The sequence below is a fragment of the Thermovibrio ammonificans HB-1 genome (genome assembly GCF_000185805.1).
Taxonomy (GTDB): Bacteria; Aquificota; Aquificia; order Desulfurobacteriales; family Desulfurobacteriaceae; genus Thermovibrio; species Thermovibrio ammonificans.
The window spans coordinates 722,396-737,129 of record NC_014926.1 but is presented as its reverse complement, the minus strand read 5'-3'; the positions used below and the strand labels follow the sequence as shown (position 1 = coordinate 737,129).

Annotated in this window: 16 protein-coding genes and 1 riboswitch; all 16 genes read left to right on the top strand. The window is 52.9% G+C overall.

Going from position 1 to position 14,734, the window contains the following annotated elements; genetic code table 11:
- The first annotated feature begins 13 nt into the window (after positions 1-13).
- A riboswitch (molybdenum cofactor riboswitch) is annotated at positions 14-134 on the top strand.
- A 54-nt stretch (positions 135-188) separates the two neighbouring features.
- The 16 genes from modA to THEAM_RS03925 all read left to right on the top strand — a co-directional run bounded on the left by modA (position 189) and on the right by THEAM_RS03925 (position 14,698).
- The gene (modA, locus tag THEAM_RS03990) at positions 189-902 is read left to right on the top strand and encodes a molybdate ABC transporter substrate-binding protein (protein ID WP_013537542.1); all 714 of its coding nucleotides are present in this window, start codon (positions 189-191) and stop codon (positions 900-902) included.
- Positions 902-1,579, top strand: coding sequence for a molybdate ABC transporter permease subunit (modB, locus tag THEAM_RS03985; protein WP_013537541.1), 678 nt, complete (start codon positions 902-904; stop codon positions 1,577-1,579). The genes modA and modB overlap by 1 nt, the downstream gene beginning before the upstream one ends.
- Positions 1,573-2,619: an ABC transporter ATP-binding protein gene (locus THEAM_RS09560; protein ID WP_013537540.1), complete on the top strand. Its 1,047-nt coding sequence runs from the start codon at positions 1,573-1,575 to the stop codon at positions 2,617-2,619. The genes modB and THEAM_RS09560 overlap by 7 nt, the downstream gene beginning before the upstream one ends.
- Positions 2,616-3,638, top strand: coding sequence for a molybdopterin-binding protein (locus THEAM_RS03975; protein WP_013537539.1), 1,023 nt, complete (start codon positions 2,616-2,618; stop codon positions 3,636-3,638). Before THEAM_RS09560 ends, THEAM_RS03975 begins: the two co-directional genes overlap by 4 nt.
- 11 nt (positions 3,639-3,649) lie before the next feature.
- Complete coding sequence (locus tag THEAM_RS03970; RefSeq protein WP_013537538.1) at positions 3,650-4,855, top strand: molybdopterin molybdotransferase MoeA; 1,206 nt, start codon at positions 3,650-3,652, stop codon at positions 4,853-4,855.
- Positions 4,856-4,961: 106 nt separating this feature from the next.
- On the top strand, positions 4,962-6,236 hold the full coding sequence (locus THEAM_RS03965) for a hypothetical protein (RefSeq protein WP_013537537.1): 1,275 nt from the start codon (positions 4,962-4,964) through the stop codon (positions 6,234-6,236).
- Positions 6,233-6,844, top strand: coding sequence for a hypothetical protein (locus tag THEAM_RS03960; protein ID WP_013537536.1), 612 nt, complete (start codon positions 6,233-6,235; stop codon positions 6,842-6,844). The genes THEAM_RS03965 and THEAM_RS03960 overlap by 4 nt, the downstream gene beginning before the upstream one ends.
- Positions 6,841-7,716 (top strand): cytochrome c3 family protein, encoded by an 876-nt coding sequence (locus THEAM_RS03955; RefSeq protein WP_013537535.1) that lies wholly within the window; start codon positions 6,841-6,843, stop codon positions 7,714-7,716. Before THEAM_RS03960 ends, THEAM_RS03955 begins: the two co-directional genes overlap by 4 nt.
- Positions 7,717-7,726: 10 nt before the next feature.
- Positions 7,727-8,815, top strand: coding sequence for a hypothetical protein (locus THEAM_RS03950; protein ID WP_013537534.1), 1,089 nt, complete (start codon positions 7,727-7,729; stop codon positions 8,813-8,815).
- Positions 8,815-9,747: a formate dehydrogenase subunit gamma gene (locus THEAM_RS03945; protein WP_013537533.1), complete on the top strand. Its 933-nt coding sequence runs from the start codon at positions 8,815-8,817 to the stop codon at positions 9,745-9,747. The genes THEAM_RS03950 and THEAM_RS03945 overlap by 1 nt, the downstream gene beginning before the upstream one ends.
- On the top strand, positions 9,747-10,460 hold the full coding sequence (locus THEAM_RS03940) for a hypothetical protein (RefSeq protein ID WP_013537532.1): 714 nt from the start codon (positions 9,747-9,749) through the stop codon (positions 10,458-10,460). Before THEAM_RS03945 ends, THEAM_RS03940 begins: the two co-directional genes overlap by 1 nt.
- Positions 10,461-10,470: 10 nt before the next feature.
- Positions 10,471-11,271, top strand: a complete 801-nt coding sequence (locus THEAM_RS03935; protein ID WP_013537531.1) for an NHL repeat-containing protein — start codon at positions 10,471-10,473, stop codon at positions 11,269-11,271.
- A complete protein-coding gene (locus tag THEAM_RS03930) occupies positions 11,271-13,943 on the top strand; it encodes a cytochrome c3 family protein (RefSeq protein WP_013537530.1) in 2,673 nt (890 codons plus the stop codon). The genes THEAM_RS03935 and THEAM_RS03930 overlap by 1 nt, the downstream gene beginning before the upstream one ends.
- An 11-nt stretch (positions 13,944-13,954) precedes the next feature.
- On the top strand, positions 13,955-14,104 hold the full coding sequence (locus THEAM_RS09720; protein WP_013537529.1) for a hypothetical protein: 150 nt from the start codon (positions 13,955-13,957) through the stop codon (positions 14,102-14,104).
- A 12-nt stretch (positions 14,105-14,116) separates the two neighbouring features.
- The gene (locus THEAM_RS09795) at positions 14,117-14,251 is read left to right on the top strand and encodes a hypothetical protein (RefSeq protein ID WP_013537528.1); all 135 of its coding nucleotides are present in this window, start codon (positions 14,117-14,119) and stop codon (positions 14,249-14,251) included.
- On the top strand, positions 14,252-14,698 hold the full coding sequence (locus THEAM_RS03925; RefSeq protein WP_013537527.1) for a deoxycytidylate deaminase: 447 nt from the start codon (positions 14,252-14,254) through the stop codon (positions 14,696-14,698). It abuts the gene before it with no gap.
- The last annotated feature ends 36 nt before the right edge of the window (positions 14,699-14,734 follow it).

Here is a 14,734-nt window from a genome sequence, read left to right as displayed (position 1 = left end):
AGTTGTTGTATAATCGTGACTCGGGTTCCGAGTCTGGTTACCTAAGGGCTACAGCCTACGGTGCCAGACCGATAGGGTACAGCTGGAAACGGCTGTGCCTCCCGGGCTTGGAAAGGAACCCGCCAAAAAAGGGTCAGTTCCGGCTCGGGGCTGACCCTTTTTTAATTTTACGGGTAAGGAGGTGGAGCGTGAAAAGGCTGAAGCTACTGCTGAGCCTGCTGCTTGTTGCCCTCTGGCTCTCTGATGCCGGCGCAAAGGAGGTTTGGGTGTTCTGCGCCATGGGGATGAGGGACCTCGCAAAAGATGCCGCCAACCACTTTAAGGGAAGAGTTGTATTCAACTTCTCCTCTTCCGGAAGGTTGGCCAAACAGATAGAGGAGGGAGCTTCAGCCGACGTTTACCTTTCGGCCAACAAAAGGTGGGTAGAGTACCTAAAAAAGAAAGGGCTGCTCGTAGAAAGCTCGATAGAACCGGTGGCAAAAACCCAGCTGGTTGTAATCGTTCCGAAGGACTCAAAAATCAAGAGCCTAAAAGAGGCCAAAACCATAGCCGTAGGCGATAAATCGGCCCCAGTGGGAAGGTACGCGTTAGAGGCTTTAAAGAACTTGAAGCTCTATGGAGAACTCAAAAACAGGCTCGTGTTTGCCCCAAACGTCAGGCAGGTTGCAGTTTGGGTGGCAACCGGGAACGCAGACGCCGGAATCGTCTACCTGTCCGACTACCTAAAGTTCAAAAAGAGCGTAAAGCTACTTAAGGTGCTTCCCGAAAAGAGCCACTCGCCGGCAATCTTTTACGGGGCCGCCGTTAAAGGGGGGAACGTTAAAGAGGCCGAAGCATTCCTGAACACGCTACATAGCCTCCCAGAGAGAGAGATGGAACGTTTCGGATTCAGGAGGCCGTAGTGGGACTGGACCCCCTGGCCCTCTTTTCGGTGAAGCTCTCTTTAAAGGTGGCAATCTCGTCAACCGCCATAGTTACGCTCTTAGGAACCCCCCTGGCCTACATGCTCGCAACAAGGGATTTCCCCTTTAAAAACGCCGTAGATGCCCTCATCACACTGCCCCTTGTCTTTCCGCCGACGGTAACCGGCTACATACTGCTACTGCTGCTCGGCAGGAAAGGACCAATCGGGGAGCTTCTCTACACACTGTTTCACAAGGGGATAGTGTTCACCTGGTACGCGGCGGTAGTTGCGGCAGCCGTGGCCTCCTTTCCCATATTTGTAAAGAGCGCAAGGGCGGCAATAGAGGCCGTAGATAAGAGGCTCCTTACGGTCTCCTACACGCTGGGAAAGGGAGAGGTAAACACCTTCTTCAGGATTGTGCTCCCCCTCGCAAAGCGGGGGATAGTGGCGGCCGTAATTCTATCCTTTGCAAGGGCCCTCGGGGAGTTCGGCGCAACGCTGATGTTGGCCGGCTACATACCGTTCAAAACAAACACCATTCCACTCGAGATATACAGCTCCGTATCCAACGGCGATTTTGAAAGGGCAAACCTGCTGACCGCAGTTACCGCAGCCATAGCCCTCGTAACCATCTACGCAATCAACCGACTCTCGAACCGGAGCAAGCAGTGGTAGAGGTTAGGGTAAAGAAACGCCTTCCGAAGTTTAACCTTAACGTCTCTTTTAAGTCCGAGGGGCTCGTGACTGTCCTCTTTGCTCCGTCGGGCTCGGGAAAGAGCCTTACTCTCAACTGCGTTGCGGGAGTTGTGAAGCCAGATAGCGGCCACATAGAGGTTAACGGAAAAGTCTTCTACTCCTCCGAGGAGGGCATAAACCTCAAACCCCAACACAGGAGAGTGGGTTTTCTGTTTCAAGACTTTGCCCTATTCCCCCACTTAAACGTATGGGCAAACGTAACTTACGGCTGCAGGAGGCGGGAGCTTGCCAACGAGCTACTCAAACTCCTCCAGATAGAGCACCTGAAGGAGAAACTCCCGAGCCAGCTATCGGGAGGGCAGAAACAGAGGGTTGCCCTTGCAAGGGCTCTTGCAGCAGAACCAGAACTCCTACTGCTGGATGAGCCGTTTTCAGCGCTTCACGCCGGCCTGAAGGAGGAGCTTCACAGAGAAATCCTCAGAATAATCAGAGAGTTCTCCCTACCCACACTCCTTGTAACCCACGACATAGACGAGGCCTTCGAGCTGGGAGACCAAGTAGTGGTCATGGACGGCGGCAAAACCCTGGCCCAGGGAGAGCCGAGGGAGATATACCTATCGCCGGGGAGCAAGCGAGTGGCGGAAATCCTCGGCCACCGGTGCTTCATAGAAGCAACCGTGTGCGAGGTCAACGGCAACCAAACGGTTGTAAAAACGGCAGGGGGAAAGAGGATAAAGTGCAGGAAGGGACCCTTCAAGAGGGGAGAAAAGGTGCTCGTATCGGTCCTCCCCTTCTCGGTTGCCCTGAACCCGGCCCAAGAGACAAACAGGCTGGAGCTCAAAGTTAAAGAGGTGAAGCTCCGTAGGGGCACCACCCAAGTAACGGCCCTCTTTGAGGGGAGAGAAGTTGAGCTCCACCTTCCCCCTTCGCTTCTGCCCAATAAGCTCTTGGAGCCCGGTAGGGTTGCAACCTTTTACCTATCACCACAACTGCTACCGGTTTTAAAGGAGGAACCATGAAGAGACTGGTAAAAGTGGAAGAGGCAGTGGGACTCGTTCTCGCCCACGACATAACAGAAGTGGACCTTGAGAGGAACTTTAAGGGCAGGGCCTTCAAAAAGGGCCACGTAATCAGGGAGGAAGACGTTGAGAAACTGAAAAAGCTGGGGAAAGAGCACATCTACGTTCTGGAGCTTTCAGAAGACGAAATCCACGAAGATGAAGCCGCCGTAATGCTCGCAGATGCCCTAATGGGGGAAAACCTCTACAGGGACAGCCAGCCGAAAGAGGGCAAGGTAAACATCTACTCATCGGTTTTCGGCCTCTTCAAGGTAGATGTAGAGAAGCTGATAGCCTTCAACTCCATAGGGGAACCCTCGTGTCCCACAATCCACTCCGATATGTACGTTAAGCCCGGAACAAAAGTGGCGGCCGTCAGGATAATATCGCTTGTGGCCCCAAGGAAAGAGGTAGAGGAGGCCGTAGAGCTCGCAAAAGGCGGAATAATGAAGGTAATTCCGTTTACAGAGAAAAAGGCAGGCCTCATAATAACCGGTAACGAGGTGTACAGCGGCCGCATAGAGGACAAGTTCTACGAAAGACTTAAGCCGAAACTTGAATTTTTCAAGTGCCAGGTGGCTAAGAGGGTGATACTCCCCGACGACAAAGAGAGGATAAGGCAGAAGATAGAAGAGTTTGCCCAGAAGTTCGATATAGTAATACTCACGGGAGGCACCTCGGTAGACCCCGACGACGTTACCTACAGGGCACTGAGGGAGGCCGGAGCGGAGAACTTCATCAGGGGGAATCCAATCCAGCCGGGGAATATGCTGACAATGGGCTGGGTAAAGGGGAAACCGGTTGTGGCAGTTCCTGCTGCAGCCCTCTTCTTCAAGGCAACCTCCTTTGACATATGGCTACCGAAGCTCCTGGTTGGAGAGAGAATCTCCAAAGGGGAAGTTGCCGCAAAAAGCCACGGAGGCCTATGCCACAGCTGCCCGGTGTGTGTATTCCCCATCTGTCCTTTCGGCAGACCTTAAGGAGGAGAGTGATGAAAGTAACAAGGGAAGAGGCCCTGCGCCTTATACTCTCTCACGTTAAACCGGTGGGGAAAGAGGTAAAAACGCTCCACGAGTGTTACGGCAGAGTCCTGGGGGAAAACCTCTTCTCCCCGGAAGAGCTACCCAACGCCGACCTCTCTGCAGTAGACGGCTTTGCAGTTGTAAGTAGCTCCTGCAGGGAGCTTCCGGCAGAGCTCAAGGTAGTGGAAACCGTAGAGGCCGGAAAAGAGCCTGTAGCCCCCATAGGGCCGGGAGAGGCCGCATTTGTGATGACCGGCGGCATAGTCCCGGAAGGGGCAGATGCAGTAGTCAGGGTGGAAGATACGCTCCAGAAGGGAAGCTCCGTAGTGATTGAAAAAGCGGTAAAGCCGGGCCAACTAATAAACTACAGGGGGAGCGAAGCTAAAAAAGGAGAGAAAATCCTCTCAGAGGGAGAGCTCTTAACACCCAGGAAAGTGGCCCTCATCGCCCACGTGGGCATCTATACAGTAAAGGTCTTCAGGAGACCCAAGGTGGCCCTCATAACAACCGGCAACGAGATACTTGAACCTTACCACTCTTCAAAGCCCGGGGCCGCAAGGAACACAAACTACTACCTCCTAAAAGGGTTACTGGAGAGTGAAGGGGTCGAAACGGTGTACATGGGAACAGTTGAAGACTCTCCGGAGAAGCTAAAAACCGTGATAGAAGAGGCAGCAGAGAACGCAGACCTTGTAGTGACCACAGGCGGCATCTCTAAGGGCAAGTTTGACTTTGTAAAAAGGGCAGTTCCGGAACTCGGCTTCAAAGTGTTTTTCAATTCCACGAACATAAGGCCCGGAAGGCCCTTGCTCTTTGCCGTTAAAGAAGGAAAAACCTTAATAGGCCTTCCCGGATACCCGGCCGCAACCACAGTGAACGCCCTTGAGTTCCTGTTACCGGCAGTTAGAAAGCTGGCCGGAAGGAGCGATGTAGAGAACAGGTACATAAAGGCAACGGCGGCCGAGAAGCTCCACTCCCGGGAGGGGCGAGTGGACTTCGTAAGAGTTACAATCCACCAAGAAAACGGTAAAATCACCGTAAAGAACGCAGGCAGTCAACAGACTGCAAACTACACATCTATGGCCCTCTGCGACGGACTCGCGGTGGTTGAAGCCCACAGGGGGGAGGTCAAGGCAGGTGAGCAGGTGGAAGTTCTTCCCCTCAGCTGGCCTTGATATGCTAATCAGTAGATTAGGAATGAGGTATTTTCTTAAAAACTTGACAGCGAATTATCCGGTTATGTAGTATTTTAAAACACAGCTTCAGCAGAGAGGGATTAACGTGGGGATAGAGAGAGCAGCTCTGGCGGTTATCGCCTCGGGGATAGGGCTCCTTTCTGCAACACAAACACAGGCAGCCATAAAGGTCCCGGGGTACGAGGGGGAGCTTAAAACCCAAATCGAGTTCCGACAGGACATATACGACCGAGACTCAATCCCCTTCGACAACTACCTGAAGCTGGACGTTAGAGACCTTAAGGGAAACTCCGAGCTGCACTTCTACGGTAAGCTCTGGAAAGACCTCGGCTACGGAACCGACTGGAACGTAGACATCTACCAGCTCTACGTGGAAGTTCCCTTCGATAAGAGAAAAGACAACGTTTTAACCGTAGGTCGTCAGTTCATATCTGAAGGCTTTGAAACCTACATAGCAGACGCCGTTAGGTACCAGGGGAAAACCGGTAAGGTCAGATACGTTTTCTACGTAGGAAAACCGCGCTACTTTGAGCCGAACTCCCCCAGCGGAGACGACTTCCTCGGGGGATTCAGGTTCGACTACAACGGGCTCTTTTTGGGTTTTGAGCACCTCAGGCACGGAGGGCACGTCCAGAAGAGCTCGGTAGCAGTCGGTAACTTTAAATACCTAACGCCCAAAATCTCCCAGTTCAGCCGGTTCGAGTACGACGTTGCCAACGGTAAGTGGGTGAGCGCAAACTTCGGAGTCAACCTCTTCCCCTCTATAAGAACCAGGCTCACTTCAGAGTTTGAATACTACAACGGCAGCTACACCTACTACGATAACCGCTACGAGAACACTATATTCCACCTCTTCTCTCCCCAAGGCAGGGAGCTGAGGTTTACACAGAGCGCCTACTACCAGCTTAACAGAACTTGGCAGCTCTTCGGAAACTACTCAATAACCGACCTTCAAAGGAACGGAAAAGACAGGGGCCACCTTCTCAAGGTGGGTCTCATAAGGGACCGCTGGTTTGAGGAGGGTCTCAGAGCCTACGGTGCACTGCTTTACCAGAACAGCTGGATAGGAATTTTAAGGGGCTTTGAGTTCGGCTTCACAAAGTTCATCTGTCCCAAGTTTACCTTAACAGGAACCGTAGACGTAGCAAGGTACAGCAAGATTACCTACGGGAAGCAGTGGGCAACCGCCTACTACCTCAGAGGAACCTACCAAACCACCGACTTCTCTAACCTTGAGTTCGGTATAGACCTCAGACAGAACGAGGACTTCGACAGAGACCTTAGACTCATAGTCCGCTACAACTACCTCTTCTGGGGTGGTAGCTGGAGAACTGAAAAACAGACAGAGGACAGGAAATGAGAAGAGCCGTAGCCATACTCTCCCTTTTAGCCGCGGGAGTGCTCCTCAACTCCTGCGGACAGGAGTGTGAGAAGGTCAACTACAAGGAGGAGCTTGGAGCATTTGCCAAGTTCCACCACTTAGACCACAAGAAGTTCATAGACGAGCACGGCTGTATTCCCTGTCACAAGATGAACGTTGAGATGAGCTGGGCCGATATAGAGGCCGCAGAGAAGGGCTCCAAGAAAATCATAATGCCCTCAAAAGTTACCTGTCACTACTGCCACAATAATCCGGGAGTATCTCCTGCTCCCAATGCACCTACTCAGTGCTACATCTGCCACTTCAACATGAAGGAGATAGAGCCTGCAGACCACAAAACGGGAGACTGGCTCAAGACCCACAGGTTCGCCTACGAGGCAGCTCCCAAGAAGTGTAGCGACTGCCACAGGCAACGCTTCTGTATAGAGTGCCACGAAAGACGCGACGTTATACAGCACAGGTATCACCCGAGGAACTACGAATACACCCACAGCATAGAGGCTGCAGCAGACCCGGCCAAGTGCGGCAGGTGCCACAGGCCGGGATTCTGTATGGAATGCCATACAAAGGGGACCTGGACGAGATGAGGAAGGGAGTTTTAGCGGTAGCTTTAACGGCTCTACTTGGAGCACACCCGGCTGCTGTTGCGGCCGAGTGCGGAGGAGTGGGCTATACGGGAACGAACGATAGCTTCTGTCTGCAGTGCCACACCAAGGGGTGTCCCGTTGTTCACCCGACAGAGTGCAAGGTTATATACACCAAGTGCATACAGGTTCCTCCCTCTTTCCCGATGAAAAACGGCCACATGGTGTGTACAACCTGTCACGATATGACAAGCCACAACAAGTTCTTCCTGAGGTCGAAACGGCCGCTCAGGAACAGGTTTGACTTCTGTTACCAGTGCCACAACCCAGAGTGCTACAGGAAATTCAACCCCCACAAGGTTATAGCCTCTAAGATACCGTGGGACGAGAAGAAGAGGGCGTGTATCTACTGCCACGGGGTTGGAGCGGAGCTTGAGGCCTACAAGGCGTGTGTGGGCTGTCACACCGAAACGCCCCACGTTGGAGCACCGGAACACCTAATGGCAAAGAGGGAGAAAGTTGAGAAGCTCGTAAAGGGCAAAGCCCAGATAGTTGATATCTCGTCTATGGCAGAGCTTCACCCGAAGATAGATATTAAAGTTCTCGAGAAGAGAAAGCCGAAGATGATACTGGTTAAAGGGAAAATCGCCTGTATAACCTGCCACAACCCGCACCCGCAGATAGCTATACCCGCTCCGCCGGAGTCTAAGGAGTGGGCAGAAGTTGAGAGGAGGGACCTCGACTACAAGCTTGAGAAACTCAGACTCGACCTTAACAGGTTTAAGCTGAATACAAAAGGCGTGAAACTAATGAGTTACGAGCTTCAAGGCGGCAAACTCTGCCAAGTTTGCCACACCATCAACTCGTTAAAGTAGGGGGTATGGAGTGAAAGCCTTCATAGTAGGACTAACAGGGGCCATAGCGATAGCAACGAGCGCCTTCGGAATGAGCGATGACGGCTGTCTCGTGTGTCACCGCCTGAAGGGCCTCTCAATCGTCGACAAGGAGAACAAGGTTCACGACTGCAGCATCTCTGACGCCCTATACGCCCACTCCATACACAGGAACGTAGGCTGTACCGAGTGTCACACGAAGATAGAGCAGTACCCGCACAAGCCCGGTAACGGCAAGGTGAACTGTGCTACCAAGTGTCACGTTGTAGACCCCTCCACGAAGAAGCCGTTCTCCCACGAGGCGGTCTACAAAACCTGGAAGGAGAGCGTTCACGGTAAGAACTACGAAAAGGCACCGAACCTCTACCCTTACTGTACCTACTGCCATACCAACAGGCTACTCATCGACGTAGACAAGTTCAACGCCCTCAAGATGAGCTTCGACAGGTGTTCAATCTGTCACCAAAACAAGGAGTGGATAAAGGACAGGCTCGCCCACGTTGCAAGCCGCGAGCCCATACCGATAATCAAAAACGGGTTCACCCACAGCTTCGTAAAGACAAGACGCGACGGCTGGGAGATAGTGGAGCTGTGTGCCTCCTGTCACGCCAACGAGAAGAAGATGGAAAAGGCTCTCGACGTTGAGGGCATCCACAACAAGTACGAAAGGGAAAGGGTTCTTACGGCTGTTGAGTCCTACGAAGTTACAATGCACGCCAAAATGCTCTACCTGGACAGACACGACAACCGGGCGGCCGACTGCTTAGACTGCCACACAAACAAAGACGGAAACTTCCACGACATATTCCACAAGAACGACCCCCGCTCCTCGATTAATCCCAAGAACATAGAGATGACCTGCGGACGCTCAACCGAGTGTCACCCCCTTGCACCGATAAAGCACATGAAGAACTTCGCTACAACCAAGTGGGTCCACATGCACCCGGTTCCCGATACACTGGGCCAGAAGATAGTGAAGATTATCGAGGAGTTTATGTTCTGGCTCACAACCGGAACGCTGCTGTTTGCAGTATCCATCGTAGGATTAGACCTTCTTAAAAACCTGAGGAGGAAGCACTAATGGGACTCTGGGAGGCCTTTAAGAGAAGGTTCAGACTGAGAGCTGAACAGGATAAGCTCCTCATAGTAGACGGCGAGAAGATAATGATACAGAAGTTCACCCTCTTCCAGAGGCTACTTCACGTAGGTATCTTCTCCACCTTCATATGGCAGATTATCACCGGGTATCCCCTCAAGTTCTACAAGGTTGAGTGGGCAAAGCCCCTCATTGCCCTGCTGGGCGGCATTCCCGGTGAGATGACAATCCACCGCATATCCGGTTTCATAATGTTCTCCGACTTCCTCCTTACGGTTCTCTACCTGATTCTCATACTGATAGCCAACTGGGACCTGGCCAAGAAGGACTTCTTCGGTTACTTCAAGATAGTGCCCGGACCTACCGACGTGACCTTCGTCCACTACATCAAGTACCTGCTGGGCTTCAGGAAGGTGCCGCCAGACTGGGACGAGTACATCTGGGTAGACAAATTCGACTTCTGGGCGGTCGGTTGGGGTATGCTCGCCATCGGTATTACCGGCTGGATACTCTGGCTCCCGGAAGTGTTTACAGGCTACCTCGGCCTGCCCCCCGAGACGATTCAGATTGCCTACCTGATGCACTCCGACGAGGCGGTTCTGGCCCTCGGCTGGATTGCCCTGGTTCACATGTACATAGTCCACTACGGCCCCAACAAGTTCCCGATGGACTGGATTTGGCTTACTGGAACGGCCTCCGAGGTTGAGTGGATAGAGGAGAGGCCCCGCAGCTACAGGAGGATTATCAAGGCCGTTGCAGAGAACGAACCCCACCTGTTGGAGAAGTACCCGTTCCTTAAAGAGCGCTACCAGTTTGTCTTAGAGGTGGAGAAGCTCCCCGAAGAGGAGATGATTAAGAAGATGCACGAATACGCACACCACCTCTTAGAGAAGGAAGTTGAAGGGAGGAATGGATAATGAGGAAGCTCCTTCTTGCGGCTTTACTGATACCGGCGGCAGCCGTTGCCGCTGAGAACCCGCTGCTTTCTGCACCGGCAACAGACGTTGCAAAGTGGAAGGAGAAGCTCAAGGAGTTTGAAAGGCCAGAGCTTCCCAACCTGAAGGAGTACCCCAAGCCCTTCCACTCTCCCAACAGCTACAAGTACCCGATGAACGACGTGTGCAGCGCCTGCCACACCTACGCTGCCCACAAGAAGGACAGGAAGTTCTCTCCCTTCTACAACGCGCACGGAACGTTTATGAGCTGTAACGTGTGCCACTTTGTAAAGCCCGGAGTCACCTACAGCTGGGCAGAGATAAAGGGAGGCGAGGTAAAGCTCCTGAAGAAAGGGGACTTTTACGGCCTGCGCTACATACAGGTTGGTAACAGGGTTATGCTCTCTGGCGAGGAGAGCCAGGCGAAGATAGTTCCCGTTTACAACGGCGTTCCCGTGGAGCTTCCCCTTAAAGGGAACGAGAAGCTCTTAAAAGACCCCAAAGCCGTAGCCAAAATGCACAATGCCCTCACCGAGAAGGTCTTAAAGTGTGAGGACTGTCATAAACCCCACGGCGCCCTCGACTTTAGGGCCCTCGGCTTTAGCCCCGAAAGGGTAAAAGACTTAGAGCACAACGAAATAGTTAAAGGGCTCAAAGAGTACAAGACAATCCACTTCCCTAACTTCATCTGGTAGGGGTTAAGTAATGAGGAAACTGCTGGCAACGCTATCTGCCGTTTTGATATCCGCATCTGCGGTTGCGGGAACCATAACCGGTAACTGGAAGTTCCCCTCCGATATCGCGGTTTCCAACGGGAAGCTCTTTGTGGTAGACGGCCTCAACAACAGAATAGCCGTTTACGACCTCTACGGAGAGCACGAAACGGACATAAAGGTGAAAAACCCGTTCGGAATAGATGCAAAAGACGGGCTACTCTACGTGGTGAGCCAAGACGGAACCCTATACGTTTTAGACGAGTACGGTAACCTCGAGAAGAAGCTCCACCTTGAAGGACGTCCGATAGACGTGGCAAAGGTGGGCAACAGGCTGTTTGTCACAGACGGTAAAACCCAAACCGTAGATATCTACGACCTTAACGGCAACCTCATAAAGAAGGTGGGCGGCAAGGGAACCGCCCCCGGCCAGTTCATAAGCATCTACACCATAAGCGCTTCTAAGGACAGGGTCTTCGTTGTTGACTCTGTGAACGCGAAAGTCCAGGAGTTTGATAAAAACGGCAACTTCGTTAACTCCTTCGGTGTTTTCGGCATAGAGGAGGGAGACCTCTTCAGGCCGAAAGGTGTGGCCTACTGTAACGGTAAGCTGGTTGTAAGCGACGGTATTACCGGAGCCGTTCAGCTCTTTGAGACAGCAGGCGGATTTGACGAAGTTGTGGCGAAAGGGCTCTACTACCCTACTTCAGTAGCGTGCTACAAGGGAGAGGTTTTCGTTCTCGAGCCTCTGAAGCACAAAGTATCTACATTTAGTATTCAAGGGGTCAAGTAATGAGGAAAACGCTACTGATACTCCTGTCTGTTCTGGCCATACCGGGCGTTTCCGAGGCGAAGCTCAAAAAGAGTATGAAGAAGGAGTGTCTCGTCTGTCACGAGAACTGGCTCCTTGAGGCCAAGGTTAAGTCGCCGAAGCTCCTTACGAAAAGGGCTTTTGCCGCGGCCGACAAGCTCATGTGTCTGTCGTGTCACGACGGTTCAATGGCAGACGACAGGCTCACCTTTCTGGGCCTTAACCACTTCTCACACCCGGTAAACAAGAAAGTTCCCGAAGACTTTAAGATACCTAAAGGTTTCCCCCTTAAGGACGGAAAGCTCTACTGCGGAACCTGCCACACTCCCCACACGAAGACCGGTAGCGAGAAGAAGCTCGACTACACCTTTATGCGCTACCCCAACGTTAACTCCGCACTCTGTATCAAGTGTCACGAGGCCAACTCTAAGCACGGCATGAACCACCCAATACTGGAGGATACAAAGGGTAAACTGAAGCCCGAGTTTGCCCTGAAAATCAAGGAGCTCGGCGGAAAAGTAACCAGGAACGGCGAGCTTCAGTGTGAATCGTGCCACTCGGCCCACAGGGGAAGGGCCAAAGAGGCCCTTTTAGAGCCGGTTAACCGCTCCCAGCTGTGTGCAGTTTGCCACATAGACAACGTTAACTCGAAAGAGCACCCCAACTTCAGGAACCACCCGATACACAAGAAGTTCCCAAAAGGTGCAGACCTTGCCTTCTTCAAGGAGCAGAAGGCTATAACCGAGTCGGTTGAGTGTCTCACCTGCCACAAAGTCCACAAGGAGAAGAACAAACACCTTGTAGTGGCAGAGGAAGGGAAGCTCTGTATCCTCTGTCACGTAGAGCAGAAGGCGGTAAACCTTACAAAGCACAACATAAACGGCAACTCCTGTAAGAGCTGCCACACTCCCCACAAGGCTAAAGGAAGGGAGCTGTGGAGCAGGGAGATACCGGAAAACGCCTTCGACTACGCATCCCTCATAAACGCCAAGGGTAAAGACGATATCCTCTGTCTGTCCTGCCACTACCCGCAGAGCGTAGTAGACGGCAAAAAGGTTGAAGACGTAGGACTGCTCACACACCCGACCGGCAAAAAAGTTAAGGAGAAAGTCCACCTGCCGCTACCCGGCGGCACGATGAGCTGTACCACCTGTCACGACCCCCACCACGCATACAACAACAGCCCCAAGGGCAAGTTCCTGAGAGAGCCCCGGCTGAAGCTGTGTTACACCTGCCACAAACAGGAAGCCGACGTTAAGAACGGTCCCCACGGCGAGATAGACAAGAAGAGGTGGAAGAGAGGGGACTGTGCGGCGTGCCATAACGTCCATAAAGCCAAAGGCGGCTACCTATCCAGGGTCGTTTACGGTGAAATCTCACCGATGGAGCCTCCGGTAGACGGCTTCTGCCTCGCCTGCCACGACCCGGAGGGCATGGCTAAACACAAAATCAAGCAGTCGGTCTTTAACGAACACCCGGTTGGAGTTAAGAACCCGACAGATAAACTGCCGGGTAAGAAGGTATCCTGCGTTACCTGCCACAATCCCCACACCCACAAGGAGGAGCTCCTCAGGATTCCGGTTAGAGGAAGCTCCCAGCTGTGTCTCACCTGCCACAGCGACCAGAACCTCAAAGGAACACCCCACGACCTCCTCAACAACAGAGAGGTTAAGCTCACCGAGAAAGAGAGGAAAGAGCTCCTCAAGAAGGGAGCCTGCTCGGCATGCCACACTCCGCACAACCCCAAGTTCAAAGTCCTCTGGGCACTGGAGCCAGGCAAAGGCAAGACAATCGGTGAGAAGCTGTGTAGCTCCTGCCACGCCAAGGGCGGCTTAGCTGCCGATAAAACCGTAGGCAAGCACACCCACCCGATGGGTAGGGAGGTAACCGAGAAGAACCTCAAGATGATAGAGAACTCCAGGCTTCCGCTCATAAACCAGATGACCGGTCACCCGGCCAAGAGGGGTGAACCCGGCGTCCTCGACTGTATGACCTGCCACAACCCCCACAACGGCGCCGACAACGAAAGGCTCACCCGCTACACGGTTGCAGGCGACAGCGCACTGTGTACCGCCTGCCACGTTAAAGAGGGTGCAGTTATCGGAACTCCCCACGATATGCGCGTTGTCCATAAAGACTTTAAGAACGCTCTGGGCAAGTCGGTTCTCAAAGACGGAGTCTGCTCGGCCTGCCACGTTCCCCACAGGGCAAAAGACAGCCTCCTGTGGGCTACGGAGATTAAAAAGGTTACCGACAACAGGATGTCCAACTACTGTCTCACCTGCCACTCCAAGGGCGGCGTAGCAGAGGATAAGGTTGTTAAGTACTACACCCACCCCCACAAAGACGTTGTTCTGCGGAACTTCAACAGGCCCGGAAGGCAGGGAGACTGGCCGCTCTTCACAAAGGACGGCAAAGAGGTCCACGTGGGCGGAGAGATTGCCTGCGAAACCTGCCACGACCCGCACGTTTGGAGCAAGTGGCAGAAGAACCCGCCCGGAAAGCCTGTTGAGGGAACGGTTATTAACAGCTTCCTCAGGAACAGGGATGTTAGCGGCAGCATCTGCGTAGACTGCCACGGACTCGATGCCCTCTACAGGTATAAATTCTTCCACTACAAGCAGGCCCGCTCGGGCAAGGAATCCTACCGTTAAGGAGGAGTTAGATGGCAAAGGAGGTTAGCTCCAGGGACATAGAGAAGGAGGCTTGGATAGTTTTGGCCGCAGTTCTGGCCATTCTGCTCCTGCCGATACTCGGAGTCTGGTTCGTTAAGTTCGTTCACTGGTACTCTCAGTCCATCTTTATGTGGTTCTAAAAGGAGGGAGAGATGGCAAGCAGGGCTATAAAAACGATATTCCACTTCCGGAAGTGGATGGCGGCTGTTGAGATAATCCTCTACATCTTCATGTTCCTTACGCTGATACTCACAGCCTACAGACACCTATTTGGCGGAGGCCACTAATTGCCCCGTCCCTCGTGGGATGAGTACTTTATGTCGATAGCTCAAATGGTGGCAACCCGCTCCACCTGCTTAAGGAGGCAGGTGGGAGCGGTTCTCGTTAAAGACAAGAGAATAATATCCACCGGCTACAACGGCCCTCCCTCGGGACTAAAGCACCCCGAAGAGGTTGGGTGTCTGAGGGAGAAGCTGGGAATCCCCAGCGGGGAGCGACACGAGCTGTGCAGGGGGCTTCACGCCGAGCAGAATGCGATTATTCAGGCAGCCCTTCACGGCGTTTCAACTAAAGGTTCTGTCCTCTACTGTACCCACTGCCCCTGCTCCCTGTGTGTAAAGATGCTCATAAACGCCGGTATAGAGAAGGTGATTTACAAGGAAGGCTACCCCGACTGGCTCGCCAAGGAGATAGCGAAAGAGGCCAACCTCCCCCTCATCCAGTTCAAAGGGTGAATCTCGTATAATTTTGCCCACTTCCCCGACTTTAAG

What these genes read in the sequence shown, in the direction of transcription:
- THEAM_RS03955 (WP_013537535.1), top strand. Translation starts at nt 6,841, where the DNA reads ATGAGGAAGGGAGTTTTAGCGGTAGCTTTAACGGCTCTACTTGGAGCA.
- THEAM_RS03945 (WP_013537533.1), top strand. Translation starts at nt 8,815, where the DNA reads ATGGGACTCTGGGAGGCCTTTAAGAGAAGGTTCAGACTGAGAGCTGAA.
- THEAM_RS03940 (WP_013537532.1), top strand. Translation starts at nt 9,747, where the DNA reads ATGAGGAAGCTCCTTCTTGCGGCTTTACTGATACCGGCGGCAGCCGTT.
- THEAM_RS03935 (WP_013537531.1), top strand. Translation starts at nt 10,471, where the DNA reads ATGAGGAAACTGCTGGCAACGCTATCTGCCGTTTTGATATCCGCATCT.
- THEAM_RS03975 (WP_013537539.1), top strand. Translation starts at nt 2,616, where the DNA reads ATGAAGAGACTGGTAAAAGTGGAAGAGGCAGTGGGACTCGTTCTCGCC.
- THEAM_RS03970 (WP_013537538.1), top strand. Translation starts at nt 3,650, where the DNA reads ATGAAAGTAACAAGGGAAGAGGCCCTGCGCCTTATACTCTCTCACGTT.
- THEAM_RS03930 (WP_013537530.1), top strand. Translation starts at nt 11,271, where the DNA reads ATGAGGAAAACGCTACTGATACTCCTGTCTGTTCTGGCCATACCGGGC.
- THEAM_RS09795 (WP_013537528.1), top strand. Translation starts at nt 14,117, where the DNA reads ATGGCAAGCAGGGCTATAAAAACGATATTCCACTTCCGGAAGTGGATG.
- THEAM_RS03960 (WP_013537536.1), top strand. Translation starts at nt 6,233, where the DNA reads ATGAGAAGAGCCGTAGCCATACTCTCCCTTTTAGCCGCGGGAGTGCTC.
- THEAM_RS09720 (WP_013537529.1), top strand. Translation starts at nt 13,955, where the DNA reads ATGGCAAAGGAGGTTAGCTCCAGGGACATAGAGAAGGAGGCTTGGATA.